Source organism: Mycobacterium sp. E1386, from assembly GCF_001672745.1.
Classification (GTDB): domain Bacteria; phylum Actinomycetota; class Actinomycetes; order Mycobacteriales; family Mycobacteriaceae; genus Mycobacterium.
Map to the genome: position 1 here is coordinate 1 of NZ_LZKH01000057.1, position 24994 is coordinate 24994.

The following is a 24994-nucleotide window of genomic DNA, read 5'->3' on the forward strand; positions in this document are numbered from 1 at the left end:
GCTCGAGTCGCTTGGATGGTCACCCCTCGTATGTCGACCATCACAGCGCCCTGCGCAGCGCCGATGTCGCCGAATCCGTTGCAGCTCATAGCGATCCGATGATCCGGTGCTGCGGGCGAAGACCGCTCAGACCAAGGCCGTCGCGTCGAACACCCAGCATGCGATTCGCTCTGTACTTCGACGTGTGCCCGTCCGTAGTCCGTCGACCTGCACTCGCCAAGAAATAGGTGTCGATGGCACCGCGGATCCAACGTTACGCGCGGACGCCTGAGCGTCTCCGGCACCTCAGGATGATCAGAGGTTTCCGCGTTCTGCTCGCTACTGAGCGCCGCGGCAGGGGCCTCACCCCGGGCCAGAGCAACTATCGCGACAATCACCACTATCGCCGCCGACGCCAAGACGATCATGCCCACGCCATCGGCGTTGAGGGTCTCGCCGAGCACCACGATGCCCAGAACCGATGCCACCGCAGGCTTGGCCACGGTCACCGACGGCATTGAGGCGGTCAGCGCACCAGCGCGAAACGATGACTGCTGGAAGATCATCCCTGCCAACGCCGCAAGAATCCAGACATAGAACTCCGGCGCGCACAGCAGCGCCCCGAAACCATGTCCGGCCGCCGCGACGACGGCCTTGGTTAGCACCGCGAACAGGGCCAGCGACGAACCGGCCACCACCGCAAGGAGTACCGCCGCACGCGGACCGGGCCAAATGCGCGCCCCCAGGACACAGCACACCAGTAGGGGACCCAACACCAGGGCCACCACAGTCCAGGCTGTCAGCGACCCCTGCGACTGCCCGGCCTTCGGGTCGCCAACGGCCACGACCACCGCCAAAGCGACGGCGAGCACCGTCGCCCACATCCACTGCGGGCGGGTCACCCGGTGATGGTTCAGCCGCGCATTGACCGGCAGGGCAAATAGCAGCGCCGTCACCTGCAGCGCCGTCACCAACATGACCGACCCGAGCCCCAGCGCGGCGGCTTGCAGGCTGTAGTTGGCAACGGCTCCCCCGCCGCCAAGCCACCACCGGGCGTCGCGCAACGACATGCGGAACAACTCCCAGTGGCCGACTGGTTCGTCGGTGACCTGACGCGCGGATTGTTGACGGCTCACCGCGCCGATCGCGGATGCCAGCGCGGCGCACAGGGCGAGCACAACCGCGATTTCCGATTTCAACATGGGACCTCTCAAGATGCCGAGATCACTTCGGGCTAGACCCCGAAGTAGACGCCGTACCTGCTCGTCGCGAGCGCTTTCAACAGCCACAGGACCACCCCGGTCCCAGCCAAGGTGCCCAGAGTCACAGTCACGACAAAGGCGACCCGGAAGCTCTTCGAGAGCACCGACCGGAGGGGGTTCTGCTGGTCGACAGCAGTCGACGGGTGGATGTTACTGGCGCTCATGGCATTTCCTCGTTGACTTCGTTTCGGTCATGTGATTGTCGTTGCCTAATCCATGACGAACTCATGAAGGAAATGGTGGTAGACAAAGCACTTCTCCGGAATGACCGGGAAGCCAGATTGGGTTGCCTCTAGGGATAGAGTTTCCTATCCATTTAGCAAGCATCGGGTGATCGAGTCCAACCAGCGTCGGTTGAGGCGCCCGCCCTGAACGCGTCAGACGACCGCACCCGAATCTTCGATTTTCGGCGCCGCAGTTACGGACGAGTCTGCTAGACCAAGCTTGTCGCGTCGAAGACCCAGCTGGTGTCGGCCGTCGCCAGGTTCTCGAAGTGGTTCGGGGGAGCGAAGCTGACCAGGCTGTTCATGTCCCAGTAGTCCTTCCAGACGGTGATCTTGCCGCCCTCGACCTTGTGGACCGTCACGAATCTCAGCACGCCTCGCTCGCCCGTGGTGAACGTCCATGTCTCCGAGTGCTCGTACATCACGTCGGCACCGTTGGACACCAGCACGCCGTCGTGGTTCTCATAGCCCGCCAGCGGCTCGAGACCCATCTTGAGCCGCTTGACGATGTCTTCCGGCCCGCGCGCCGACAGCGCCGGAACGGGCATGTCGACGTAGAGGCAGTCATCGGACAAAAACGTCTTGACCGCCTCCCAGTCCCGCCGCGAGAGCGCCTGCCATAGCCCGAGGACGACATCCTCGACCGAGATCATAGAAACGTCTGTCATAGCGCAAATAAACTCGGTTGCCGAACGGGTGTCAACAGCCGGTGTTCTCCCGGCGCGCCCCGCTAGCCGTCGATGCGAGCCATCGACCGTGCCGGTCCCAGCGCGACCGGCAGTGACGACCAGCCGCGCAGCACGCGCGTGTCACGTCGGCTTCCCATGCCCGCCGCGCGGACCGCGGGGAAGCGGTCGAAAAACGTACGCAGCCCGACTTCGCCCTCGGCACGCGCCAGCGCGGCGCCCAGGCAGAAGTGCCGGCCCCCGGAGAACGCGAGATGCCTTCCGGCGTTTGGCCGTTCGATGTCGAAGCGGTGCGGCTCGTCGAAGACGGACGGGTCGCGGTTGGCGGCGGCCAGATAGACGAGCACCAAGTCGCCACGCTGGAGCCGCCTGCCGGCCAGCTCAACGTCGCCCCGCGCGATCCGCGCGGTCAGCTGTACCGGCGATTCCAGCCGCAGAATCTCCTCAACGGCGTTGGGCCACAGCTCGGGCCGTTCGCCCAAGGTGATCAGGCGGTCGGGCGCATCCAGAAGCATGCGGATCCCGTTGCCAAGCAGGTTGACCGTGGTCTCGAACCCGGCCGCCAATACCAGCCCGGCGATGGCTTGCAGCTCATTCTCGTCCAGATATGTTTCGGCGGAACCGCTTTCGGCTATCTGGATGAGCTGGCTCATCAGGTTGTCGCTCGGGGTGCGCCGCAAACGGCCGAGATGCTCGTCGAGCCAGGAGCTGAAGCCCTCGAGCCCTCGCTGCACACTGCGGTATTGCCGCCACGTCAATCCGATGTCCAGGCTCGGCGCGGCGAGCTCACCGAATTCCAGGACGCGCGGCCGGTCGCGCTCTGGGACGCCGAGGATGTCGCTGATGATCGCGACCGGCAGCTGCGAGCAGTACCGACCCACAATGTCGACGACCTGCGAGGCGCCGGACTCGGCGGCAAGCTGATCCAACAGGTCGGCGGCGGTCTGCTCCACGCGAGCGCGCAACGCGGCAACCGCGCGGGGAGTGAAGACCGCGGACACCGTCTTGCGGTAGCGGGTGTGGTCCGGCGGCTCGACGGCGAGCAGCGACGGTGCGCGAAGCGGATGCAGCAGACCGTCGCGGGTGCGGCCCTCCAGCCTCCGCAGCGGCTTGGGCAGATTCGCCCCGAACACCAGCACGCGGAAGTCTTCGGAGCGCAGCAGCTCGTGGGCCAGCGCGTGGTCGGCCGTCAGATAACTCACGCGACCCTTGAGCAGCGGTCCCGCCGCCCGGAGTTCGTCGTAGAACGGCACCGGGTCGGCGGCCACCCGGGGATCCGCGATCAGCCTGGCGTGCAGGTCACCGCGCCGGACGCCGAGCGTCGCGACGCCCCGGATGAAGCCGTGCATCGCCAACCAGTGCAAACGTTCCTTCACCGGCCCCTCCATCGATCGATGCCACCGAGCCTATGCCCGGACCCCGGACACCGTCAGCACTCGGCGATGATCTTGAACTCAGTCGTCACCACTTTGTCGGGGTTGCTGCTGTTGATGCCGTAGGCGCTACCGCTGATCGTGTATGCGTCGTTGGTGACGTCGGCGTGCGCGTCGCCCACGCCGCCTTCCCAGAAGCTGCCGGTGAATCCGTCGACGTTGCGGATCTTCACCCACTGGGGCATTACCCGGTAACCACTGGTGAGCACCACGGCCTCGACACCGCCGTCGCGGTCCTTGATGTCGATGGTGCGGTACTGCTGGTTTTGGCTGCACGCCGGAGGGCGGGTGGTGTGAGTGGCTCCGTCGATGGTCAGGCGGGCCGCTTTGCGGGGCGTGGTCTGGGCCTGCCCGCACCCCGCGACGCCGACGCCGGCGATCACCACGAAAACCACCGCGATTAACCGGTTTCGCACCGGTTCACCTCCTTCACTGCCGCTTCGGCATCAGCGCGGGTAGGGATTTGACGATGCTGCGTCGCACGAGTTCCGGACTCAAGCCCTTGAAGAAGTCGATCAAGCGAATGCTCTTGGGCACGTACCAATGCAACCGCTTCGGGTTGTGGTAAGCCTGCCACGCGGCCTCCGCCACGCTGCTCGCCGGCATCAGCCGGAACAACCCCTTCTTGGGCGCGGTGGCCCGAAGCTCATCGGCCGTCCTCGGGGCACCGCCGTCGTTGGAGTGATTCGTCGTCGTGGTCAGGATGGCCGTGTCGATCAGGCCGGGCAGCACGTCGGCGACGCGAACCCCGTGCCGGTGCCACTCGACGCTGAGCGCCTCGGTCAATCCCTTGACGGCGTGCTTGGTCGACGAATAGACGGCCAGGCGCGGCATGCCGTAGGTGCCCGACGACGACGACGTCGAAAACATCAGGCTGCCAGGCGTTTTCTTCAGGTACGGCAACGAGGCGTAGGCCCCGGTCAGCACCGCCTTGTAGTTAATGTCGACGACGCGCATGGCGGCCTCGTAGGGCACGTCCTCGAACCATCCGCTTTCGCCGATGCCCGCGTTGTTCCACATCATGTCGAGCCCGCCGTCGCTGTTGCCGGCGCAGAAGTCGGCGAGGGCACCCTCCAGGGCCGCCTTGTCCGTCACGTCGACTTGGCGGGTCCACAACCGGTCGCCGCCGAGTTCTTCCCGCAGCGTCGCCAAACCGTCACCGTTGCGGTCCACGGCGCCGACCCGCCACCCCTTGGCGTGGAACAGCTTTGCCCCCTCCCGGCCCATGCCGCTGCCCGCACCGGTGATGAAGATCGATTTCACGGCGCGTCAGCCAGCCTCGACCACATCTTTGATGCGATTGAGGGTTTTGGTCATGTCGCGCACGTTGCGTCGCTTACGCAGGAAACCCCCGAACAGCCAGTAGACGGCGAGCCAGGGCGCCGGGTTGAGGCGGAAAGACTCGGTCACGTCCGTGCCGCCGCCGCTGGGTGCCAATCGGTAATGCCAGTTGTTGACCGCCCGATCACCGAGCAGCACCGCGAACCCGAATTCGCGGCCCGGCTCACACGCGGTCACCTCACACGTCGTCCAATACACCGGCCCAATCTCGTTACGCCGCACATGGCCACGGAATTTCGCGCCGAGGGCCGGGCCATTCGCGTCGCCCAGCCACTCGGCCTCGAACACTTCGGGGGAGAACCGGCCGATGTTGCGAACGTTTGCGATGAGATCCCAGATCTTGTCCGCAGACGCCGCCATATGAACAGTCGCCGAACCTTCCATGGCCTGATCCAAACACAGCTTGCCGTTCGGTCATAGACCGCGAGGACATATCGTCAGTGCGGCGCCGCCGCCTGGATCAACCCGTTGATGATCTCCTTGATGCCCTGCGCGGGGTGCGAGTACCAACCGATCGGCAGGCCCGACTGGGCGCCGCACTTGGGCCACGCCTCCACCCCTTGGTCGGCGAAAACCCGGTTGGCTACGGCGATTTGCTGCTCTCGGGACGCGGCCGCCGGGTTGCCGACACCGCCGTACCGTTCCCAGGTACCCGGTTTGAATTGGAGTCCACCGTAATTGCCGTTTCCGGTGTTGGCGTGCCAGTTGCCACCGGACTCGCACTGCGCGATCGCGTCCCAGTTCGGGGTGGGCGCGGAGGTGGCTATACCGGTGGACGAAGCTATCGACGCTGCAACGAACCCGCCGACCGCCAGGGACTTGACGAGAGGCTTGCAGAGAATTTTCATGTCATGGAATTCGGCCGCTGTGGCCAAAGCGTTACCCATTCGAAAATGCCGCGAGATATGCCCTCTATCTGCGGAAACGGCAATATCGCGGAACAAAAAGAAAGTGTTAGAAACCGATGAGGAAAAATTAAATTATTGCTGGCAATATGACTGAGTTGCTAACGCCAGCGCCCGTTGATAGAGGGGGTCGAGGCTGCGCGCGCGGACAACGCCGCTTGCGGCGAGGTCGAGCTGTGCGGGGCAGGCCGGCGAATGCAGCAGGTCCCAGTTGCCCACGACTTGGTTGAGCATCGTTTGGTTGAGGTCGTCGATCGCCGACCGCGACGCCGACAGGTCGACCGACTGGCCCGGGGCGGCATCAGGATTCAGCTTCCAATCCGCGAACCGGCTGTATTCGATGCCCTCCGTGGCGCGGATCTGGTCGCCGAACAGCCGGGTGACGTAGTCGGGGTCGATCCGCCGGGCCGAGGCCTGGGCGGCCATTTTCGCGAGTTCTTGCCGGACGCGGTCCTGGTCTTCGATGGCCCCGTGAGTGGTCCACTTGTAGGCGGCCACCGGCTCGGCGATTTGTAACCGCTGCGCGGCGACGTCGACCAACTCGGTGAGCGGGCTCGCGTCGTCGGCGCTCGCGGGCGACGCGACCAGGATCGCCAGCCCGACGATCGTGCCGGCGCAGCGGGTAACCAGGGTGACGCGCCGGCTCTGCATGACATGATTCTGCGGCAGCGCCGGATGCGAGCGCATTTCGGAGTTAGCCTGAGGTGCTGATGTCGTCGACCATGGATAGTCGCGGCCCGCGCCGCGTTGGCGGGAAGCGCGGGAAATCGTTGCGCTCGAAGCAGATTCGCGCGCTGATCGCCGTCGCGCTGGCGATTCCGTTGCTGCTCGGGGCGGCGCTCATCATGGTGGATCGGCTGCATTCCACGCCCGCCGACGCCATCGACCATCCCGCCAGCCCGGTGAACGACGAGCAGTCGAAGGCTCAGGTCGTCAATTCGGCCCAGAACATCGTCACCGCGGCGGGCCTGCAGGCCTCCTCGGCCGGCTACGCGCTGATGTCCTGCAAAGACCGGGACGACCCGCCGTACCAGGGCTCGATCTATCTGACATTCTCGGTGCCCGCCACGGCACCGGCCGACACGTATATCACCCGGATTGCCACCACGCTGGCCGGCGACGGCTGGGCCGAGGGCCTACCACCCAACAATCACGCGTTCGCGAAGACACTCACCAAGGATGGCGTCACGGTGATCGTCTACCGCCACGACGACGAACCGCACCTGGGCGTCCTACGCGTCTACGGCCAGTGCCGCAACATGAACGATCACCGCAGGGACGCGACGGCTTGGACGGATATCACCAACCAATTCGCCGCGCCGCGTTGATCGGCCGACGCCAAACGGGGCCATGACGCACTACTGCGCCCGACGGCGTCGTCGTCGGGCGCAGTAGCGACCTCGGGGCAGGTGAGGCTACCCGCCGCCGCCGGCGGTGGCACCAAGGGTGCCCTGCAGGTCCGGCTTCATGGCGTTGAGCTGGGCTCCCCAGTACTCCCAGCTGTGTGTGCCATTGGCGTTGAAGTTGAACACCGCGTTGTGCCCACCGGCCGCGTTGTACTGGTCCTGGAACTTCAGGTTGCTGCTGCGCACGAAGTTCTCCAGGAACTCGGCGGGCATGTTCGCCCCGCCCAACTCCGACGGCGTGCCGTTACCGCAGTAGATCCACAGGCGGGTGTTGTTGCCGACCAGCTTGGGGATCTGCAGCGTGGGGTCGTTGCGCTGCCACGCGGGGTCGCTCGACGGGCCCCACATGTCGCTCGCCTTGTAACCGCCGGCGTCACCCATCGCGAGGCCGATCAGGGACGGGCCCATGCCCTGCGACGGATCCATCAGGGCCGACAGCGAACCGGCGTAGATGAACTGGTTGGGGTGGTAGGCGGCCAGGATCAGTGCCGACGAGCCGGCCATCGAGATGCCGACCGCGGCGCTGCCCGTGGACTTGACGCTCTTGTTGGAGGCCAGGTACTGGGGAAGCTCACTGGTCAGGAACGTTTCCCATTTATAGGTGGAGCAGCCGGCCTTGCCGCAGGCCGGGCTGTACCAGTCGCTGTAGAAGCTGGACTGGCCACCGACGGGCATGACGATCGACAGGCCCGACTGGTAGTACCACTCGAACGCCGGCGTGTTGATGTCCCAGCCGTTGTAGTCGTCCTGGGCGCGCAACCCGTCGAGCAGATAGACCGCGGGGGAGTTGTTGCCGCCGCTTTGGAACTGAACCTTGATGTTGCGGCCCATCCCCGCCGACGGCACCTGCAGGTATTCAACCGGCAGGCCCGGGCGCGAGAACGCTCCCGCGGTCGGTGCGCCGCCGGCAAGACCGATCAGCCCCGGGAGGGTAACGGCCGCTGCCGCACCGACTAAAAGCCGGCGCCCCCAGGCCCGGACCATCTCGCTCAGATCTGTCATACCTGCCCCTTGTCGTATGTGACCGTCGTCTCAGGCAGGAATTTACCGTGCGTATAGCCCGAATGTCGATCGGGACGCGGGGATGTCTCAGTTTGGTATCGGAATTTCCCGCCGAATTGCGGTCCCGGGATAAGACCGCCGCAACGTTGGCCTCGGTTGGCCCGGACCGGGTTTTCGCGACTCGTCCCAGCAAAACGCCTGGCAGAGAGGTCCGGGGCGGGGTAGGCCGTAATGCGCAAAGCCGCCATTTTCGGTCCCGCCATGACGTCGAGCGGCGCGGCGACGCCGAACCGCCGCCGAAAAGGTCGATTCGGTACCCGCAAGACGTTTATCGCCGCCCGAGGAAGCCATGGATTCCCGGCGCCGGCGGCCCTTCTCCCACCTGCGCGTCCTGTGGGCGCATCGATTGGTTACCGACGGGCTGATTGTCCGGCGAGATCGAACCGGGGCAGCCGGACTTGTGTCGACCGCGTAGGCTCTCACGGAGCAAGCCGATGGAGACCACGTTATCTCGGTCCGTTCCGGCCCTTACGACCCAACTGACCAGGGGTTTCCTGGCGTGCGCGGGTGCCGCTGAGGGGGTCGGAGGCCCGGGACCGATTGGGGCATGAGTTTGGACACGGTACTTGGGCTATCAGTGACGCCGACCGCCGTTGGGTGGGTCCTCGCTGAAGGGCACGGCGCGGACGGCACCATCCTGGATCATCAGGAGCTGGTGCTGGACGCCGGTCGCGGCGGCCGCGCCGTGAGTACCGCGGAGCAAGTAGCGGACGAGATCGCACGGGTCGAAGCGCAGGCGGCCGCCAGCGACCATCGACTGCGGGTCATCGGGGTGACGTGGAACGACGACGCGGCGGCCCACGCCGCGTTGCTGCTGGAAGCGCTCACCGACGGTGGCTTCGACAACGTCGTGCCGGTCCGGCAACTCGACGCCGTCGAGACACTGGCGCGGGCCCTCGCGCCGGTCATCGGCTATGAACAGACCGCGGTCTGTCTCCTCGAACACGACTCGACGACCGTCGTCATGGTCGATACCCGCGACGGGGAAACGCAGACGGCGACCAAGCAGGTGCGCGGCGGTTTCGACGGCCTGACTCGCTGGTTGACCGGCATGTTCGACCGCAATGGCTGGCAGCCCGCCGGGGTGGTGGTCATCGGCGCGCACAGCGACATCGACGGCCTGTCCTGGCAGCTCGAAAAGACCCTGCCGGTGCCGGTATTCGTGCAAGCGATGGCGCAGGTGACGATCGCGCGAGGCGCTGCGCTGACCGCAGCCCGAAGCACCGAGTTCACCGACGACCAGCTGGTGGTGCACCCCAGTGCACCCGTCGCCGCGCCGCCGGCGCCGCGAAAGCTGTCGTACGCCGGGGCCGTGACCACTCTGGCCGCCGGTGTGGTCACCTTTGTCTCCTCGATATCGCTAGCGGTGGGCCTTCAACTGGCCCCGGCCAGCGAGCCCGTCCCGCGGCACACGGAGCACGCGCCGCCGCCCCAAGTCGCCGAGGCCGTAGCACCGCCCCCGGTCGTCGCACCGCTGACCCCGCAGGCGAAAGTCCCGGCCGGCGAACCGATCACGGAGGCCACCGCACCCGACGAGCAGCGGCCGGAACCGGAGCCCAACAGCAGGCAGCCCTACCTGACGCGAATGCTCGAACACATCCCGGGCGACACCGGCGACGCGACGGGCGCCTCGGCCTCGCAGGCGCCCTCCCAGCCGCAGCCCTGACGTCGGCGCGGGACAAGGCGCTCAGGCGTTTTTCGCGTGAACCGCGGAGAAGGACACCGAAACGTCGTCGGCGACCTGGACCGAACCCATCAGCAATGAGTACGGCTTGATGCCGTAGTCGGTCTGTCGGACCGTTGACTCGGTGGACATACGCCAAGCGTCCCCGAGATCCTCTGTGTGCAAGTCGATTACGTGACCCCGCGACTTTCCCCGAATGTCGAGTTGACCGGTGAGGCGGTACCCGTCGTCGGTCTTGCCGATGTCCCGTGCGAGGAAACGGATCTCGGGAAAACGGCCGGCGTCCAACGACTTCAAAGCGTTGGACCGCACCAAAACCTTCTCGGGTCCTGACAATCCCTTCACGCCGCCCTCGCCGCGTAACACCTCGAAGGAATCCGTTTCGACCACAAGCTCCACGGTGGCGGGCTCCGAGCCGGCCCAGCCCACGGTGGCATGCCAGCGGGTCATGGCGATGGTGAGACGGTGGCCCATTCGCGCGGCTCGCCCGCGAACGCCGGTGCCAAGAAGTAACTCGCCGTCGGCTGCGTCCAAGCTCCACACGTCGGTCATAGGCCGACTGTAATCACATCGTCAGCACTGTGCGGTAGTGCGCGCGCCCTTGCTCCAACGCCGCGTATCCGTCCGCGGCTTGGGACAGCGGTAGCTCCTCGACCCACGCCCGCACCCCGGACAGCACGGCGAAATGCATCGTGTCTTCAACATCTTTCGCCGTGCCGGAAGGATGACCGACGATGCTGATCCCCGGCGTGATCAGTTGGATGGGGCTGATCGGCAACGGTTCGGGCGTGACGCCGATGGTGACGAGCTCGCCTTGCGGCGATATCCCGCCGACCGTTGCGGCCATCGCCGGCGAGTTGCCGGCGGTCGCCAACACGACCGCCGCTCCGCCCAGGGCCTTCAGCGCCTCCGCGGGGTCGGCGGCGGTGGAGTCGATGTAGTGGTGGGCGCCCAACTTCCGGGCATCCTCCTCTTTGCCGCTGCCCCGAGCGATGGCGATGGTCTCGAACCCCATCGCCCGGGCGAACTGCACCCCGAGGTGGCCGAGGCCGCCGACACCGAGGATGGCGACCCGGTCACCGGGCACCGCCTTGGTATGGCGCAAGGCGTTGTAGGTGGTAACGCCGGCGCAACCCATCGGCGCGGCTTCCGCGTCGGAGAGCCCTTCCGGTACGCGGGCGAGCGCACTCCCCGGGACGGTCACCGATTCCGCGTACCCGCCCGGATACTGGTAACTCGGCACCTTCCCGTTCTCGCAATGAATGAAGTGGCCTTTTCGGCATTCATCGCAGTGGTAGCAGCACCCGCCGAACCACCCGACCGCGACACGATCGCCGACGGCGAAACCCTCGACACCCGGCCCGAGTTCCGCGATCGTTCCGGCGATTTCGTGCCCGGGAGTCAACGGCCACGTCATGCCCGGGAAGCCGCCTGCGACAAAGTGTGCGTCCGTGCCGCAGATTCCACATGCGGTGACGGTTATCCGCGCCTCGTCACGTCCCGGTGGCTTGGTTTCGACATCGACCAGTTCTAACGGTGCCCCGGCCGACTTCACATGAACTGCTCGATGGGTTGCCATGCGGTTGAGGCTACTGCGCGGCAGGGGATTTCGCGCCGTCGGTGTGGTAGTCGACCTGCCAGTGCTTGATCCCGTTGAGCCAGCCCGACCGTAGCCGTTCGGGCTTCCCGATCGATTCCAGGTTCGGGATGCCGTCGGCGATCGCGTTGAACATCAGGTCTATGGTCATCCGCGCCAGGTTCGCCCCGATGCAGTAATGCGCGCCGGTGCCGCCAAACCCCACGTGCGGGTTGGGGTCGCGCAGGATGTTGAAGGTGAACGGGTCATCGAAGACGTCCTCGTCGAAATTGGCCGAGCGGTAGACCATCACCACCCGCTGGCCCTTCTTGATCTGCACGCCGGAGAGTTCGTAGTCCTCCAGCGCGGTGCGCTGGAAGGACGTCACCGGGGTTGCCCAGCGGACGATTTCGTCGGCAGCGGTGGCGGGGCGCTCCCTCTTGTACAGCTCCCACTGATCGGGGAAGTCGGTGAAGGCCATCATTCCCTGCGTGATGGAGTTGCGGGTGGTCTCGTTGCCGGCCACGGCCAGCAGGATGACGAAGAATCCGAACTCGTCGTCGGAGAGCTTGTGCCCGTCGATGTCGGCCTGGACCAGCTTGGTGACGAGGTCTTCCCCCGGGTTTTTCGCCCGGTCCGCAGCCATCTGCATGCCGTACATGATGAGTTCGACGGAAGCGGTGATGGCGTCGTTGTTGGCGAACTCGGGGTCCTGGTCGCCGACCATCTCATTGGACCAGTGGAAGAGCTTCTTGCGTTCTTCCTGTGGCACACCCATCAACCCGGCGATGGCCTGCAACGGCAGCTCACACGACACCTGCTCGACGAAGTCACCGCGACCCTGGGCGGCCGCCTCTTCGACGATGCGCCGCGCGCGCTCGGCGAGGTCGCCGCGCAGGCGCTCGATGGCCCGGGGAGTGAAGGCACGGGAGATGATCTTGCGCAGTCGGGTGTGTTGCGGCGCATCCATGTTCAGCAGGACGAACTTGCCGCGTTCGACCTGCTCGCCGACCGTGCCGTCCTTGTAGCGCGGCAGCGCCGTCTTCTGCAGGCTGGAGAAGACGTCGCTGCGCAGCGACACCTCTTTGACGTCCTTGTGCTTGGACACCACCCAGAAGCCGCCGTCGTCGAACCCGCCTGCCCCGAGGGGCTGCTCGTTCCACCAGATTGGCGCGGTCCGTCGCAGTTCGGCCAGTTCCTCCACCGGCAGTCGCTCGGCGTGGATGTCCGGATCGGTGAAGTCGAATCCGGGAGGGAGATTGGGGACCGGCTTGGCGGTTGGCTCGACGGTTGGCATGGCCCGCTCCTCGGTGACGAAGTGGTCTAGTCGTCTTTGTGCAAATAAACCATTGCCGCACCACGGTTGGGAAGCATTGACGCAAGATCGCCGGGGGCAAATTGGAACGTGTTCCTCGTTTCGCATTCGGACCGGCGATACGGTCTTGTGAGCGACGGCCCGATGGATATGCTTTGGTGCAGGTCACCGGCGACGACAGGCGGGGTGGAACATGATTCGGGAACTGCTCAGCGCCGCTTCTATAGCGGGCATTGCGATTGGCGTGGCGCCGTGCGCGGCAGCCGGATATGACGGCGATGTGCCGGGGATGAACTATCAGGCGTCGTTGGGCGCGCCGTGCGACAACTATGAGCGCTTCATCTTCGGCCGCGGCCCGAGCGGCCAGGCGGAGGCGTGCCACTTCCCTCCGCCCAACCAGTTCCCGGCGGCCACCACCGGATACTGGGTCATCTCCTATCCGCTGTACGGGGTGCAGCAGGCGGGCGCGAAGTGCCCTGGGCCGCAAGCCGCGGCGCAGTCGGATCGCGGGCTGCCGATGCTGTGCCTGGGCGAGCGGGGTTGGCAAGAGGGATGGTTCACCGGGGCGGGATTCTTCCCTCCGTCCGAGTGAGCGGCTGAGCCATGGACGACGGTCGGGCCGGCGCACCTCCGATCCCGCGTTGGCTGCGGTTCGTCCTCGCGTCGGATCGTGCCGGCTCGGCGTGGTACATCGGGACGGGCTTCTTTTTCGCACCTGTCCTCGCGGTGCTCTCGCCGTGGCCCGTCGTCACCGCCGTGCTGTGGGCGATCATCGGCCTGGCCGGACTCTGGCTCGGCCTGCTGGGCATCGCGATGGCCGTCGGGCTGGCCCGGATATTGCGCTCCGGGGCCGAGATCCCCGAATCCTATTGGCGCACCTTGGTCAACTACTAGTTACTGCGCCCGGTCTAGAGTCATAGCCAACTGTCCCGCGACGAGAGGAGACTCGAGATGGGCTTCAGCCCGAAAGATGCGGTCGACGCGGCCAAGGACATCGCGACCAACGCGGTCGAGAAGGCCTCCGACATCGTCGAACACGGTAGCGACATCATCCGGGGAGACATCTCCGGCGGTGTCAGCGGCATCGTCCAGAACTCGATCGAGATCGGCACGTACGCGGTGGACCGGACGAGGGAGATGTTCAGCGGCCGCGACGAGCTCGACGACGAGGTCTAACTCCGCCGTCAGACGGAGGAAGCAGCCTCGTTCAGCTCGTCCAGCCTGTTCGTCGCTTCCAGGTACTCCTGCACCCAGCGCTCGATGACCGTCGCCGTCTTCTCCACCTTGGTGAACTGGCCGACAACCTGACCGACCGGGTTGAACGCGACGTCCACGCTCTCGTTCGGGTACCGGTTCGTGGCCCGCACCGCCATCCCGGAAACCATGTACTGCAGCGGCATTCCGAGCGGCTTCGGGTTCTCCGGCGCCTCCCACGCCTCGGTCCAGTCGTTGCGCAACATGCGGGCCGGCTTGCCGGTGAACGACCGGCTGCGGACGGTGTCCCGGCTACCCGCCTTGACGTACGCCTGTTGCTGAACCGGTGTGTTCGAGGATTCCTCGACCATCAGCCACTGCGAGCCCGTCCACGCTCCTTGGGCACCCAGCGCCAGGGCCGCCGCGATCTGCTGGCCGCTGCCGATGCCACCGGCCGCGAGCACCGGCACCGGGGCGACCTCCTTGACCACCTGCGGCCACAAGACGATCGAGCCCACCTCGCCGCAGTGCCCACCGGCCTCGCCGCCCTGGGCGATGATGATGTCGACGCCCGCGTCCGCGTGCTTGCGCGCCTGCGACGGCGACCCGCACAGCGCGGCCACCTTGAGTCCCGCCTCGTGGATGTGCTTGATCATGTCGGCCGGGGGAGTGCCCAGGGCGTTGGCGATCATCTTCACCTTCGGGTGCTTGAGCGCCACCTCGACCTGGGGCGTGGCGGTCGCCTCGGTCCAGCCGAGCAGCTGCAGGCTGTCGCCGTCGCTGTCCTCGATCGGCACGCCATGGTCGGCCAGGATCTTCTTGCCGAAGTCGAGGTGCTCCTGGGGCACCATCTTGCGCAGCGTGTCGGCAAGCTCCTCGGCGGACAGGTGCGAATCCATGCCCTCGTACTTGTTCGGGATGACGATGTCGACTCCGTACGGGTGGTCGCCGATGTTCTCGTCGATCCAGTTGAGCTCGATCTCGAGCTGCTCGGGGGTGAAGCCGACCGCGCCGAGCACGCCGAAACCGCCGGCCTTGCTGACCGCGACCACGACATCACGACAGTGGGTGAACGCGAAGATCGGAAACTCGATACCAAGCTCATCGCAGATGGCGGTGTGCATGCCTACTCCTGTGGGGCGCGGAACCGACGCAAACAAATTGAAACGTGTTCTAGTTTAGTACGGACCGCATTGACGTGGCCAGCGGGTCCTGACCTGCGTTTTGCCACTACGGCCCGTCGGCCGCTCAAAGTGCCGCGCTGCGCGCGATCCACAGCACCACAAACGCGAACATGCAGCCGGCGCACACGAGGTGATCCCGACAGACGGACCGCGCCAGGCGGGTCTGCTCGGGTGGACCGTCCGTTCGCCGGCCGAGCCGCACCGCGTCGGGAACCGTTTGCGTCAACGCCAGCATCGTCGGACTCCCCGCAAGGATGGCCGACAGCACCAAGAGCCACCAGGGGTCATGCCCGCGCGCGGACTGGTAGGTCAACGCGCCCAGCAGGATCACCATGACCGCGGCGATCAGCCGGCTCATCGGGCGCGACGTGGTGGTCGCGCGATGGTAGTAAGCCGCGATGGAGGCGAGTACGGCCTCGGGCAGATCGGTTGGCGCGGAACGAAATCGAAGGACCTGTACGTCGAAGATGAGATCCATCCACAAGACGGCCAACAGGAATCCGCCGCAGGCCGTGAGCAACGAGGCCATGACGCTCCTCCATCTCCGGCTCACCGGGAGCACTCGTCGACGTGAACCCATTGTTTCGCAGCGGCACAAGAGCGGCGTCAGGAAATGGTGCCCAAAAGTTGTCAGCGGGCCTGACGCGAGATTCGAATTTCGAGTGATTTACGTCGGCATTGCGGCGGACGACGCCGCGCTACGCGAGATCGTCTCGCACATCCTTCGGCATCCCCAAGCTGGTGACGCCCCGTAGCGGGCTATTGATCCACCGCGTCGCCAGCGGGTAGCGTGGTGCTGCCAATTACGACACGGCTCGTAGCGTAATTGACAGCCGTTCACCGAGAGGACCCACACTCGATGCGCAGCGCCTATGCCGGCGATCCCTTCACCACCTCCACGGCGGAGATCGAGGCCGCCCTCGCGAATGTCAGCATCCCGACCCTGTTGCTCTCGCTCGTGCACATCACCGGCGACCCGCGCTTCATCCGCGACTTCAAGCAGATGGGCGTCTTTCTCAACGAAATCCAGGGCTTCATGTCCGAGGAGGACAAGGCGCGGGCCCGCGCGGTCGCCCTGCCGGTGATCACCGAGTATCGGGACCGCGGTTGCCCCGAACCGGAGCCGCTGAGCCTCGATCTCATTCGCGAAATGATGGACTGGGCGGCCTGCGAGCACGTGACCGACGACTACCTGCCCCTGGTGCTGGAAGAGATGGACCTCGACGGGGTCGATCCCCGCCGCCCGCATGCCCTGCCGACCGAGAGCGCGGCCGACATCCCGGTCCTCGTCGTCGGGTGCGGTGAATCGGGCATCCTGGCCGGAATCCGGCTCAAGCAGGCCAACATTCCCTTCACCATCGTGGAGAAAAACCCCGGCCCGGGCGGAACCTGGTGGGAGAACAGCTATCCCGGTGCCCGCGTCGACGTGGCCAACCACTTCTATTGCTACAGTTTCGAACCCAACAACGACTGGACCCATTTCTTCGCCGAACAGCACGAGCTGCAGGACTACTTCACGCAGGTCATGGCGAAGCACGACCTGGCCGAGCACGTGCTGTGGAATACCGAGGTTGTGGCCGCCGAATGGGTCGACGAAGACGCCACCTGGAGCATCCGGCTGTGTGGCGCCGAAGGCCAGACGCGCACGGTGCGCGCCCGTGCCCTGATCACGGCGGTCGGTCAGTTGAACCGGCCCAACATTCCCGACTTCGACGGCGCCGAGAGCTTCGCGGGCCCGTCGTTCCATTCGGCGGCCTGGGACCACTCCGTCGACATCCGAGGGAAGCGCGTCGCGCTCGTCGGCGCCGGGGCCAGCGGTTTCCAGATCGCACCCGCCATCGCCCCGGATGTCGAGCACCTCACCGTCTTTCAGCGGACCGCGCAGTGGATGTTCCCCAACCCGATGTATCACGACGAGGTCGGCGACGGCATGCGGTGGGCCATGCGCCACCTGCCGTTCTACGGGCGCTGGTACCGCTTTCTCGTCCTCTGGCCGGGATCCGACAAGGGGCTCGACGCCGCGGAAGGCGACCCGGACTACGCCGACCAGGAGCATGCCGTCAGCGACATCAACGCCGCCGCCCAAATGATGTTCTCCCAGTGGATCACCAGCCAGATCGGCGAAGGACACGACCTGCTGGCCAAGGTGATGCCCGACTATCCCGCCTGCGGCAAACGGACACTGCAGGACAACGGCAGCTGGCTGCAAACACTGCAGCGGGACAACGTCGAACTGGTGCGCACGCCGATTCGGCGGATCACCCCACGCGGCATCGTCACCGGAGACGGTGTGGCGCATGACGTCGACGTCATCGTGTACGCCACCGGTTTCCGGCACACCGACGTGCTGTGGCCGCTGAAGATCACCGGGCGCGACGGGGTCGACCTGCGCGAGATGTGGGGGAGCCGACCGTACGCCTACCTGGGCATCACTGTTCCGAAGTTCCCCAACCTGTTCATCATCTACGGGCCCGGAACGCACCTCGCCCACGGCGGCAGCCTGATCTTTCAGTCCGAGCTGCAGATGCGCTACATCGACCAGTGCCTGGCGCGGCTGGCCGACCCAGAGGTGCATTCGCTGGAGCCGAAACCCGACGCCGCCACCGAATGGCATGACCGGACGCAGACCCAGATCAAGAAGATGGTGTGGGCGCACCCCGCGGTCAAACACTCCTACTTCAAGAACGCCGACGGGGAGATCCACACCGTCAGTCCGTGGCGTCTCAACGAGTACTGGGCCGCCGTGCGTGAGCCCGACTGGTCACAATTTGTTGTGCGGCAAAGGAAGTGAGCACGCCACTATGCGAACGGTAGTCGTCGACGGGCCCCACAGCATCCGGGTCGACACCCGACCGGATCCCGTCCTTCCCGGACCCGACGGGGCTATCGTCGAGGTCGCCGCCGCCGGCATCTGCGGATCGGACCTGCACTTCTACGAGGCCGATTTCCCGATGTCCGACCCGATTGCGCTCGGCCACGAAGCGATCGGCACCGTCGTGGACGCGGGGCCGGAGGTACGCACCGTCAAGGTGGGCGACCTCGTCATGGTGTCCTCGGTGACCGGGTGCGGAGCCTGCTCCGGCTGCGCCACCCGCGATCCCGTCATGTGCCACAGGGGTTTTCAGATCTTCGGCGGCGGTTTGCTCGGTGGGGCGCAGGCCGACCTACTTGCCGTTCCGGCGGCCGACTTTCAACTGCTCAAAGTGCCGGAAGGCATCAGCACCGAACAGGCGCTGCTGCTCACCGACAACCTCGCCACGGGCTGGGCGGCGGCGCAGCGCGCCGACATTCCGTTCGGCGGCACCGTAGCGGTCATCGGCCTGGGCGCCGTGGGGCTGTGCTCGCTGCGCAGCGCGCTGTTTCAAGGCGCCGCAACCGTTTTCGCGGTCGACCAGGTGCAGGGTCGGTTGGATCGGGCCGCCAAGTGGGGCGCGACGCCACTCAAGGCGCCGGCGGTCGAGGCCATCCTCGCCGGCACCGAGGGCCGCGGCGCCGACGCGGTGATCGATGCCGTCGCCACGGACGCGTCCCTGACGGATGCACTCAATGCGGTGCGACCAGGCGGCACGGTCTCGGTTGTCGGTGTCCACGACATGAATCCGTTCCCGCTCAACGCCCTGGGTTGCCTGATCCGCAGCATCACGCTACGGATGACGACGGCGCCGGTGCAGCGCACCTGGCCGGAATTGATCCCGCTGCTACAGTCCGGGCGGCTCGACGTCGACGGAATCTTCACCACCACGCTGCCGTTGGAGGAAGCCCCCAAGGGCTACGCGACCGCGGCGTCGCGGTCGGGCGACGACGTGAAAATCCTATTGAGGCCCTAGACCCTTCTATCGCGTTGCCGTGATGTATTGGGAACGCATGAAACTGTCGATTTTGACGTCGACGTCGGGCGGGGTCATCCCGTAACCGGCCTGCAGATCGAGCGTGTTGCGGACGGGCTCGACCACCCACCCATGCGCGGCCAGCCGTTCCGCGGGGTCCGTCTGGGGCTCGTAGGTCAGGGCGGAGAAATCGACGTCCCCGGACATGTTGACGCCGGGATGCGCTGCCTCCAAGGCCTCCAGCTGGTCGTGGTCCAAACGAGACCCCAACGCGCCGACGGCAATTCGGCTGCCGGGCGCACTGAGTCCGCTGATCCGGGTGAAGAGTGTGTTCTGGGCCTCGTCGGTCAGATAGGGCAGCACTCCTTCCACCGACCAGGCGCTGGGTCGTTCCACGTCGAAGCCGGCGGCCTCCAAAGCCCTCGACCAGTCGGCGCGCAGATCGGCGGCAACCTCCACCCTGGGGGCCTTGGGTTTGGCACCGTGCTGGGCGAGCACATGCGCCTTGAACTCAAGCACCTTTGGCAAGTCGATCTCGAAAACCTTTGTGCCCTGTGTCCATTCGAGTCGATATGCGCGGGAGTCCAGGCCGGCGGCCACGATCACGGCCTGCCGGATGCCCGCGGCACCGGCAGCGACGAAGAAGTCATCGAAGAACCGGGTCTGCACGCCGTAGAGCCGGGGGAAGGCCATCTCGTCCTCGGAGGTCCCCGGGTTGGCGAGCACCCCCGCCAGATACGGGTCTCGCGACGCCTCGATGAAGACCTTGGCGTAGTCGTCCCGGACCAGCGGCTCCGGGCTCACGGCATGCAGCGCACGCCATCCGGCCACCAGCAAGGCGGTGTAGCCCACGCTGCTGACGATGTCCCAATGGTCATCGTCGGAACGGAGCGAGCCAAACTCGGGCGTCGCGCTCATAGTCGCCCCTCCCGTCAACAATCGGTCACGAGAAATCGACGTGTCCAACGTACCTTCAGAGCTCCAGCAACACCGTGACCGGGCCGTCATTGACCAATTCGACCTCCATGTCGGCGCCGAACACCCCGGTCTGCACCTCGGCACCCAGCCGCCGCAAGGCCTCGGCGAACGAAGCGACCAGCGGTTCGGCGACCGTGCCCGGGGCGGCCGCATTCCAGGACGGTCGTCGGCCCTTGGCGGTGTCGGCGTACAGGGTGAACTGACTGACGACCAAGATCGGCGCGTTCACGTCGGCAGCCGAGCGTTCGTCGGTGAGAATGCGTAAATACCAAAGCTTTTCGGCGAGCCGCCGCGCCTTGTCGGGATCGTCGTCGTGCGTGACGCCGACGAAGGCCAGCAGGCCCTGACCGGCGGGCCGGATGGCGCCCACCACTTCGCCGCCGACCGACACCGTCGCCGACGCGACCCGCTGCACCAAAACCCGCATGGGCCTCGATGCTGCCAGGCCTGCTCGATACGCTTGTGGGGTGTCTGTGCTCGTCGCGTTCTCCGTCACGCCCATGGGAGTGGGGGAGGCGGTCGGCGAGATCGTCGCCGAAGCGGTTCGGGTGGTGCGCGATTCCGGCCTGCCCAACAAGACGGACTCGATGTTCACCGTGATCGAGGGCGAAAGCTGGGACGAAGTCATGGCGGTCGTGCAGCGAGCGGTCGAGGCGGTGGCCGCCCGCGCGCCGCGGGTCAGCACCGTGATCAAGGCGGACTGGCGGGCCGGTGTCAGCGACGCGATGACGCAGAAGGTCGCCTCCGTCGAGCGTTACCTCGAAGAGGACTAGCCGCCCACGGCGTCTCGGAACGCGCTGCCGGCCGCGTCAAGTTCGAGCTTGGTCACGTCGGCCTCTCAGCCCTGCCAGTAGGCTCATGGCGGTGAGCGCACGCGCAGGAATCGTCGTCACCGGAACCGAAGTTCTCACCGGGCGCGTCCAGGACGCGAACGGACCCTGGATCGCCGACCGCCTGCTGGAGCTGGGCGTCGAGCTGGCGCACATCACGATCTGCGGCGACCGCCCGGAAGACATCGAGGCGCAGCTGCGCTTCATGGCGGACCAGGGCATGGATCTGATCGTCACCAGCGGTGGACTTGGACCCACGGCCGACGACATGACCGTGGAGGTGGTGGCGCGGTTCTGCAATCGCGAGCTGGTGTTGGACGACGAGACCGAGAACAAGATCGCGAACATCCTCAAGAAGCTGATGGCGCGCTTCGAGGGCGTGGACTTCGAGGCGGTGCGCGCCGCCAACCGCAAGCAGGCGATGATTCCGGCGGGATCGCAGGTGCTCGACCCGGTCGGCACCGCTCCCGGTGTGGTGGTGCCCGGCACGCCGACGGTCGTCGTGCTTCCAGGTCCGCCGCGCGAGCTGCAGCCGATGTGGCACCGGGCCATCGAGACGCCCGCCGCCCAGCAGGCGATCGCCGGCCGAACGCTCTATCGGCAGGAGACCGTGCGAATGTTCGGGCTGCCCGAGTCGGGCCTGGCCGAGACGCTGCGCGACGCCGAGGCTTCGGTGCCCGGCTTCGAGTCACTCGAGATCACCACCTGCTTGCGGCGGGGTGAAGTCGAGATGGTCACGCGCTACGAGCCGGACGCCGCCGCCAGTTACGCGAAGCTGATCCAACTGGTGCGTGACCGCCACGCACAGCAGCTGTTCTCCGAAGATGGTTCCACCGTGGACGATCTGGTCGGCCGGGCGCTGGCCGGTCGTCGGATCGCGACGGCCGAATCCTGCACCGCGGGCCTGGTGGCGGCGCGACTGACCGACCGGCCCGGGTCGTCGGAGTATGTGGCCGGCGGGGTGGTGGCCTATTCGAACGACGCGAAAGCAGATCTGCTGGGCGTTGATCCGGCGCTGATCGCGGCCCACGGCGCGGTGTCCGAGCCGGTGGCCGAGGCGATGGCGGCGGGGGCGCTACGCCGTTTCGGCGCCGACACCGCCGTCGCGATCACCGGGATCGCCGGTCCTGGCGGCGGCTCTCCCGAAAAGCCGGTTGGCACAGTCTGTTTCACGGTGAAGCTGTCGGACGGCCGGAGGGACACCCGCACGTTGCGGCTGCCCGGCAACCGCTCGGACATCCGGGAGCGCTCGACGACGGTGGCTATGCACCTGCTGCTGCGCCTGCTCGGCAGTCCCGGGTCGGTCGGCTCCTAATTACCGAGATTGCCGCCACGGTCGTGGCCGGCGTCCGGGACACGGCCATAGCGGCAATCTCGACGTGGCAAACTCACGTCACTTCGGTCGGCAGGAAGGCGCTTTCGGCGGTGCCGAAACGAATTCCCGTGGCGTCCTTGCCGATCAGCGTCAGGAACGCCACGGCGATCAACACCGGCACGATGGTCGCCGCCAAGGCAAACGGATAGCCGTGCGACTCGGCCAGCCGTTCCTGGATGGGGAGGTTGAACGCGGCCAGCAGGTTTCCGAGCTGATAGGTGACGCCGGGGTAGAGGCCGCGGATGGCGTCGGGTGACATCTCGGTCAGATGGGCGGGAATCACACCCCATGCGCCCTGCACGAACAACTGCATGAGGAACGAGCCGAGGCATAGCATCGCCGCCGCGCGAGAGTAGGCGAACAGCGGAACGATGGGCAGCGCCAACAGCGCGCAGAAGATGATCGTGTACCGGCGGCTGAATCGCTGCGACAGCGTGCCGAAGAACAATCCGCCGATGATGGCGCCGAGGTTGTAGACGATGACGATCGACTTGACCGTCGTGCTGGACAGGGCGGCGCCGTGGTTGGCGGTCGACGTCAAGAAAGTCGGGTAGACGTCCTGAGTGCCGTGGCTCATCCAGTTGAAGGCCGTCATCAGCAGCACCAGGTAAATGAAGCGGCGGATGATGGCTGCGTCGCGCAGCACGTCGCGGATCCTGGTGCTGGTGAGCTTCATCTGATCCTGCGCGGCTTCCCATACCTCGGACTCCTCCACCCGATAGCGAATGATCAGGCTGACCAGTGCGGGGACGATGCTCAAGGCGAAGAGCCACCGCCACGACAACCCGAGCCAATTCATCACCACCAGCGAGGCGACGCTCGCCAACAGGTAGCCGAACGCGTAGCCCTCCTGCAGCAGCCCCGAGAAAAATCCGCGTCGCTCCACGGGAACCTTCTCCATCGCGAGCGCGGCGCCCAGGCCCCACTCGCCGCCCATCCCGATGCCGTACAGCAGGCGCAGGATGACCAGCACGGTGAAGTTAGGGGCGAACGCGCACAGAAAGCCGACCACGGAGTAGAACATCACGTCGACCATCAGCGGCAGCCGGCGACCGACGCGGTCAGCCCACAGCCCGAACAGCAGCGCGCCGACGGGTCGCATGATCAGGGTGGCCGTGGTGACGAACGCGACCTCCGCCTTGCTGTGGTGGAAGGTCTTTGCGATGTCGGCGTAGACCAGCACGACGATGAAGTAGTCGAACGCGTCCATCGTCCAGCCCAACAACGCCGCGATGAATGAGTTCCGCTGATCGGCGGTCAACCGTTGAGTTGTCACGTCAGCATCGTGCAGTACCGAGCGCGATGGCGCGAGAGTAAGTTGCGAATACATGCGCATCATCGACGCCGATGGACATGTCGCCGAGAACCCATCGTTGGCGACCGAAGCGATCAAACGTTGGCCGCAGTACATCAAGCCCGCCGCCGATGGCAGCCGGCTGATGTTCGAAGGCCGCAGCTATCCGGTGGACGAAGGACCGGGTGCCGGCTGTCCGCCCCAACACGGCATCAGCAAGGCGCCCGACATCCATTGCCGATCGACCGAAGGCGTGCTGGGGGATGCGGATCGCGACCACATCGACACCATGGTGTTGTACCCCAGCCTGGGCCTGTGCGCCCCGACGCTCGAGGACCCCGAGTTCGGGGCGGGGTTCTCGCGGCTCTACAACCAGTGGATCGCGGATTATTGCGCCCCGTCGGGTGGACGGCTACGCGGCGTCGCGGTAACCCCCATCGAGCACGGCCAGGCGGCGATCGACGTCATGACCGAAGCGAAAGAGCTTGGGCTGGTGGCGACTCTGGTTCCGCCGGCACTCAAGACGCGTAATCTCGACCACCCCGACCTGGACGCCTTTTACGCCGCCGCGGTCGACCTGGACATGCCGCTGGGCATTCATGGCGCCCCGGGCATCCACCTGCCGAAGATCGGTGTGGACCGCTTCACCAATTACATTCAGGTGCACTGCATCAGTTTCCCGTTCGACCAGATGACGGCCATGACGGCGCTCGTCTCCGGTGGCGTCTTCGAGCGCCACCCGCGGTTGCGGGTCGCCTTCCTCGAGGCGGGCGCGGGCTGGGTCCCGTTCTTCATAGATCGCCTGCATGAGCACTACGAGAAGCGGGGCGACTGGGTCGAACGCGGCTGGCAGCGCGATCCGCACGAGTACCTGTCCGCGGGCAACATCTGGGTGACGTGCGAGCCGGAGGAACCGATCCTGCCCGGAGTGATCGACGTGCTCGGGTCCGACTTCATCATGTTCGCCAGCGACTACCCGCACTGGGACGGTGAATGGCCGGAAAGCACCAAGCACCTGCGGACCCGCCCGGATATCAGCGAAGAGGCCCGCGAAAAGATCGGCGGGTTGAACGCGCAGCGCTTCTACAACTTGAATTGAGCGGCTGCGCAATCCTCGTGACAGACGACCCGATATTCTCGTGAGCAACCTGAAATTTTGGGGAGGCGGCCATCCGACATGACTGATAAATGGTTCTCCGATATCAGCGCGCCGGGGCAGCTGACCCTCGCGGACCTGTGCGACCAGATCGAGCAGAAGATCCACCTCAACGCGGACAACCAGAAACCCCCGCAGGAGTTCGCCGACTGGCAGGCGTGCGTGGCAGATCGCGACGCCACCATCTACAAACTGAGCGCTGCCGTCGTCAACCTGTGCCAGATGGTGAAGTACCTGTCGCAGCGCGACGACGCTTAGCGAGCAGTATCAGCAGTCAACTCGA

At 66.0% G+C, this 24994-nt stretch carries 28 protein-coding genes and 1 pseudogene; 11 read left to right on the plus strand and 18 right to left on the minus strand.

Annotation, left to right across the window (positions count from 1 at the left end; translation table 11 throughout):
* Positions 1–332: 332 nt before the first annotated feature.
* The 9 genes and pseudogenes from A5709_RS05695 to A5709_RS05735 all read right to left on the minus strand — a co-directional run.
* A pseudogene (locus A5709_RS05695) lies at positions 333–1181 on the minus strand (DMT family transporter); the annotation flags it as partial.
* A 32-nt stretch (positions 1182–1213) separates the two neighbouring features.
* Positions 1214–1405: a hypothetical protein gene (locus A5709_RS05700; protein WP_068010194.1), complete on the minus strand. Its 192-nt coding sequence runs from the start codon at positions 1403–1405 to the stop codon at positions 1214–1216.
* A 269-nt stretch (positions 1406–1674) separates the two neighbouring features.
* Positions 1675–2118, minus strand: coding sequence for a limonene-1,2-epoxide hydrolase family protein (locus A5709_RS05705; RefSeq protein ID WP_068010195.1), 444 nt, complete (start codon positions 2116–2118; stop codon positions 1675–1677).
* Positions 2119–2195: 77 nt separating this feature from the next.
* Positions 2196–3527: a cytochrome P450 gene (locus tag A5709_RS05710; protein WP_068118785.1), complete on the minus strand. Its 1332-nt coding sequence runs from the start codon at positions 3525–3527 to the stop codon at positions 2196–2198.
* Positions 3528–3580: 53 nt separating this feature from the next.
* Entirely contained in the window at positions 3581–4000 is a 420-nt protein-coding gene (locus A5709_RS05715) for a lipoprotein LpqH (protein WP_068118682.1), read from the minus strand.
* A gap of 13 nt (positions 4001–4013) precedes the next feature.
* Positions 4014–4847 (minus strand): SDR family oxidoreductase, encoded by an 834-nt coding sequence (locus A5709_RS05720; protein WP_067946464.1) that lies wholly within the window; start codon positions 4845–4847, stop codon positions 4014–4016.
* 6 nt (positions 4848–4853) lie between these two features.
* Complete coding sequence (locus tag A5709_RS05725) at positions 4854–5327, minus strand: SRPBCC family protein (RefSeq protein WP_197520086.1); 474 nt, start codon at positions 5325–5327, stop codon at positions 4854–4856.
* A 35-nt stretch (positions 5328–5362) separates the two neighbouring features.
* The gene (rpfC, locus tag A5709_RS05730) at positions 5363–5812 is read right to left on the minus strand and encodes a resuscitation-promoting factor RpfC (protein WP_231972034.1); all 450 of its coding nucleotides are present in this window, start codon (positions 5810–5812) and stop codon (positions 5363–5365) included.
* 93 nt (positions 5813–5905) lie between these two features.
* Positions 5906–6481 (minus strand): chorismate mutase, encoded by a 576-nt coding sequence (locus tag A5709_RS05735; RefSeq protein WP_082973797.1) that lies wholly within the window; start codon positions 6479–6481, stop codon positions 5906–5908.
* Between the two features lie 71 nt (positions 6482–6552).
* Between A5709_RS05735 and A5709_RS05740 the strand changes: the two genes are divergently transcribed.
* On the plus strand, positions 6553–7158 hold the full coding sequence (locus tag A5709_RS05740; RefSeq protein ID WP_082953325.1) for a hypothetical protein: 606 nt from the start codon (positions 6553–6555) through the stop codon (positions 7156–7158).
* A gap of 87 nt (positions 7159–7245) precedes the next feature.
* Here A5709_RS05740 and ag85B read toward each other — a convergent pair whose 3' ends face one another.
* Positions 7246–8238 carry a diacylglycerol acyltransferase/mycolyltransferase Ag85B gene (ag85B, locus tag A5709_RS05745; protein WP_067944484.1) on the minus strand — a complete coding sequence of 331 codons (993 nt, stop codon included), beginning with the start codon at positions 8236–8238 and terminating at the stop codon, positions 7246–7248.
* A gap of 613 nt (positions 8239–8851) precedes the next feature.
* On the opposite strand from ag85B, the gene A5709_RS05750 reads away from it, so the two are divergent.
* On the plus strand, positions 8852–9964 hold the full coding sequence (locus tag A5709_RS05750) for a hypothetical protein (protein ID WP_068010287.1): 1113 nt from the start codon (positions 8852–8854) through the stop codon (positions 9962–9964).
* A gap of 21 nt (positions 9965–9985) precedes the next feature.
* On the opposite strand, the gene A5709_RS05755 is transcribed toward A5709_RS05750, so the two are convergent.
* From A5709_RS05755 to A5709_RS05765, 3 genes are read right to left on the minus strand one after another with little or no spacing between them, the layout of a single operon-like run.
* On the minus strand, positions 9986–10534 hold the full coding sequence (locus A5709_RS05755) for a YceI family protein (RefSeq protein WP_068118685.1): 549 nt from the start codon (positions 10532–10534) through the stop codon (positions 9986–9988).
* 13 nt (positions 10535–10547) lie between these two features.
* Complete coding sequence (locus A5709_RS05760) at positions 10548–11561, minus strand: alcohol dehydrogenase catalytic domain-containing protein (protein WP_068118687.1); 1014 nt, start codon at positions 11559–11561, stop codon at positions 10548–10550.
* A gap of 10 nt (positions 11562–11571) precedes the next feature.
* Positions 11572–12855, minus strand: coding sequence for a cytochrome P450 (locus tag A5709_RS05765; protein ID WP_067944481.1), 1284 nt, complete (start codon positions 12853–12855; stop codon positions 11572–11574).
* A 211-nt stretch (positions 12856–13066) separates the two neighbouring features.
* On the opposite strand from A5709_RS05765, the gene A5709_RS05770 reads away from it, so the two are divergent.
* Genes A5709_RS05770 through A5709_RS05780 form a run of 3 tightly spaced genes read left to right on the plus strand, consistent with a single transcriptional unit; the run spans position 13067 to position 14049 of the window.
* Positions 13067–13465 (plus strand): hypothetical protein, encoded by a 399-nt coding sequence (locus A5709_RS05770; protein ID WP_067944480.1) that lies wholly within the window; start codon positions 13067–13069, stop codon positions 13463–13465.
* A gap of 11 nt (positions 13466–13476) precedes the next feature.
* Complete coding sequence (locus A5709_RS05775; protein WP_068118693.1) at positions 13477–13767, plus strand: hypothetical protein; 291 nt, start codon at positions 13477–13479, stop codon at positions 13765–13767.
* A gap of 57 nt (positions 13768–13824) precedes the next feature.
* Positions 13825–14049, plus strand: coding sequence for a hypothetical protein (locus tag A5709_RS05780; RefSeq protein ID WP_067944478.1), 225 nt, complete (start codon positions 13825–13827; stop codon positions 14047–14049).
* A gap of 8 nt (positions 14050–14057) precedes the next feature.
* Here the strand turns inward: A5709_RS05780 and A5709_RS05785 are convergent, their stop codons facing one another.
* Both A5709_RS05785 and A5709_RS05790 read right to left on the minus strand, forming a co-directional pair.
* On the minus strand, positions 14058–15191 hold the full coding sequence (locus A5709_RS05785; RefSeq protein ID WP_067944477.1) for a nitronate monooxygenase: 1134 nt from the start codon (positions 15189–15191) through the stop codon (positions 14058–14060).
* Between the two features lie 124 nt (positions 15192–15315).
* Positions 15316–15780 carry a hypothetical protein gene (locus A5709_RS05790; RefSeq protein WP_068118696.1) on the minus strand — a complete coding sequence of 155 codons (465 nt, stop codon included), beginning with the start codon at positions 15778–15780 and terminating at the stop codon, positions 15316–15318.
* Between the two features lie 330 nt (positions 15781–16110).
* On the opposite strand from A5709_RS05790, the gene A5709_RS05795 reads away from it, so the two are divergent.
* The gene (locus tag A5709_RS05795) at positions 16111–18042 is read left to right on the plus strand and encodes an NAD(P)/FAD-dependent oxidoreductase (RefSeq protein WP_068118698.1); all 1932 of its coding nucleotides are present in this window, start codon (positions 16111–16113) and stop codon (positions 18040–18042) included.
* 10 nt (positions 18043–18052) lie between these two features.
* A complete protein-coding gene (locus A5709_RS05800) occupies positions 18053–19078 on the plus strand; it encodes an alcohol dehydrogenase catalytic domain-containing protein (protein WP_068118700.1) in 1026 nt (341 codons plus the stop codon).
* A 6-nt stretch (positions 19079–19084) separates the two neighbouring features.
* On the opposite strand, the gene A5709_RS05805 is transcribed toward A5709_RS05800, so the two are convergent.
* Entirely contained in the window at positions 19085–19996 is a 912-nt protein-coding gene (locus A5709_RS05805) for a class I SAM-dependent methyltransferase (protein ID WP_068118701.1), read from the minus strand.
* A gap of 55 nt (positions 19997–20051) precedes the next feature.
* Positions 20052–20483 (minus strand): D-aminoacyl-tRNA deacylase, encoded by a 432-nt coding sequence (gene dtd, locus A5709_RS05810; protein WP_068118704.1) that lies wholly within the window; start codon positions 20481–20483, stop codon positions 20052–20054.
* A 40-nt stretch (positions 20484–20523) separates the two neighbouring features.
* Between dtd and A5709_RS05815 the strand changes: the two genes are divergently transcribed.
* Together A5709_RS05815 and A5709_RS05820 are read left to right on the plus strand one after the other, a co-directional pair.
* Entirely contained in the window at positions 20524–20829 is a 306-nt protein-coding gene (locus A5709_RS05815; protein ID WP_068118707.1) for an MTH1187 family thiamine-binding protein, read from the plus strand.
* An 85-nt stretch (positions 20830–20914) separates the two neighbouring features.
* Entirely contained in the window at positions 20915–22201 is a 1287-nt protein-coding gene (locus A5709_RS05820; RefSeq protein ID WP_068118710.1) for a competence/damage-inducible protein A, read from the plus strand.
* Between the two features lie 73 nt (positions 22202–22274).
* Here the strand turns inward: A5709_RS05820 and A5709_RS05825 are convergent, their stop codons facing one another.
* The gene (locus A5709_RS05825; RefSeq protein WP_197520085.1) at positions 22275–23537 is read right to left on the minus strand and encodes a sialate:H+ symport family MFS transporter; all 1263 of its coding nucleotides are present in this window, start codon (positions 23535–23537) and stop codon (positions 22275–22277) included.
* Between the two features lie 52 nt (positions 23538–23589).
* Here A5709_RS05825 and A5709_RS05830 point away from each other — a divergent pair, with 52 nt between their 5' ends.
* The gene (locus A5709_RS05830; protein WP_068118712.1) at positions 23590–24654 is read left to right on the plus strand and encodes an amidohydrolase family protein; all 1065 of its coding nucleotides are present in this window, start codon (positions 23590–23592) and stop codon (positions 24652–24654) included.
* Positions 24655–24732: 78 nt separating this feature from the next.
* On the plus strand, positions 24733–24969 hold the full coding sequence (locus A5709_RS05835; RefSeq protein ID WP_068118715.1) for a hypothetical protein: 237 nt from the start codon (positions 24733–24735) through the stop codon (positions 24967–24969).
* The last annotated feature ends 25 nt before the right edge of the window (positions 24970–24994 follow it).

Bases quoted from the DNA above. Each gene is read 5' to 3' on its own strand.
- A5709_RS05805 (WP_068118701.1), bottom strand. From the start codon at position 19,996: ATGAGCGCGACGCCCGAGTTTGGCTCGCTCCGTTCCGACGATGACCAT.
- A5709_RS05785 (WP_067944477.1), bottom strand. From the start codon at position 15,191: ATGCACACCGCCATCTGCGATGAGCTTGGTATCGAGTTTCCGATCTTC.
- ag85B (WP_067944484.1), bottom strand. From the start codon at position 8,238: ATGACAGATCTGAGCGAGATGGTCCGGGCCTGGGGGCGCCGGCTTTTA.
- A5709_RS05835 (WP_068118715.1), top strand. From the start codon at position 24,733: ATGACTGATAAATGGTTCTCCGATATCAGCGCGCCGGGGCAGCTGACC.
- A5709_RS05770 (WP_067944480.1), top strand. From the start codon at position 13,067: ATGATTCGGGAACTGCTCAGCGCCGCTTCTATAGCGGGCATTGCGATT.
- A5709_RS05820 (WP_068118710.1), top strand. From the start codon at position 20,915: ATGGCGGTGAGCGCACGCGCAGGAATCGTCGTCACCGGAACCGAAGTT.
- A5709_RS05795 (WP_068118698.1), top strand. From the start codon at position 16,111: ATGCGCAGCGCCTATGCCGGCGATCCCTTCACCACCTCCACGGCGGAG.
- A5709_RS05780 (WP_067944478.1), top strand. From the start codon at position 13,825: ATGGGCTTCAGCCCGAAAGATGCGGTCGACGCGGCCAAGGACATCGCG.
- A5709_RS05700 (WP_068010194.1), bottom strand. From the start codon at position 1,405: ATGAGCGCCAGTAACATCCACCCGTCGACTGCTGTCGACCAGCAGAAC.
- A5709_RS05735 (WP_082973797.1), bottom strand. From the start codon at position 6,481: ATGCAGAGCCGGCGCGTCACCCTGGTTACCCGCTGCGCCGGCACGATC.
- rpfC (WP_231972034.1), bottom strand. From the start codon at position 5,812: ATGGGTAACGCTTTGGCCACAGCGGCCGAATTCCATGACATGAAAATT.
- dtd (WP_068118704.1), bottom strand. From the start codon at position 20,483: ATGCGGGTTTTGGTGCAGCGGGTCGCGTCGGCGACGGTGTCGGTCGGC.
- A5709_RS05760 (WP_068118687.1), bottom strand. From the start codon at position 11,561: ATGGCAACCCATCGAGCAGTTCATGTGAAGTCGGCCGGGGCACCGTTA.
- A5709_RS05800 (WP_068118700.1), top strand. From the start codon at position 18,053: ATGCGAACGGTAGTCGTCGACGGGCCCCACAGCATCCGGGTCGACACC.
- A5709_RS05755 (WP_068118685.1), bottom strand. From the start codon at position 10,534: ATGACCGACGTGTGGAGCTTGGACGCAGCCGACGGCGAGTTACTTCTT.
- A5709_RS05830 (WP_068118712.1), top strand. From the start codon at position 23,590: ATGCGCATCATCGACGCCGATGGACATGTCGCCGAGAACCCATCGTTG.
- A5709_RS05790 (WP_068118696.1), bottom strand. From the start codon at position 15,780: ATGGCCTCGTTGCTCACGGCCTGCGGCGGATTCCTGTTGGCCGTCTTG.
- A5709_RS05705 (WP_068010195.1), bottom strand. From the start codon at position 2,118: ATGATCTCGGTCGAGGATGTCGTCCTCGGGCTATGGCAGGCGCTCTCG.
- A5709_RS05740 (WP_082953325.1), top strand. From the start codon at position 6,553: ATGGATAGTCGCGGCCCGCGCCGCGTTGGCGGGAAGCGCGGGAAATCG.
- A5709_RS05765 (WP_067944481.1), bottom strand. From the start codon at position 12,855: ATGCCAACCGTCGAGCCAACCGCCAAGCCGGTCCCCAATCTCCCTCCC.
- A5709_RS05775 (WP_068118693.1), top strand. From the start codon at position 13,477: ATGGACGACGGTCGGGCCGGCGCACCTCCGATCCCGCGTTGGCTGCGG.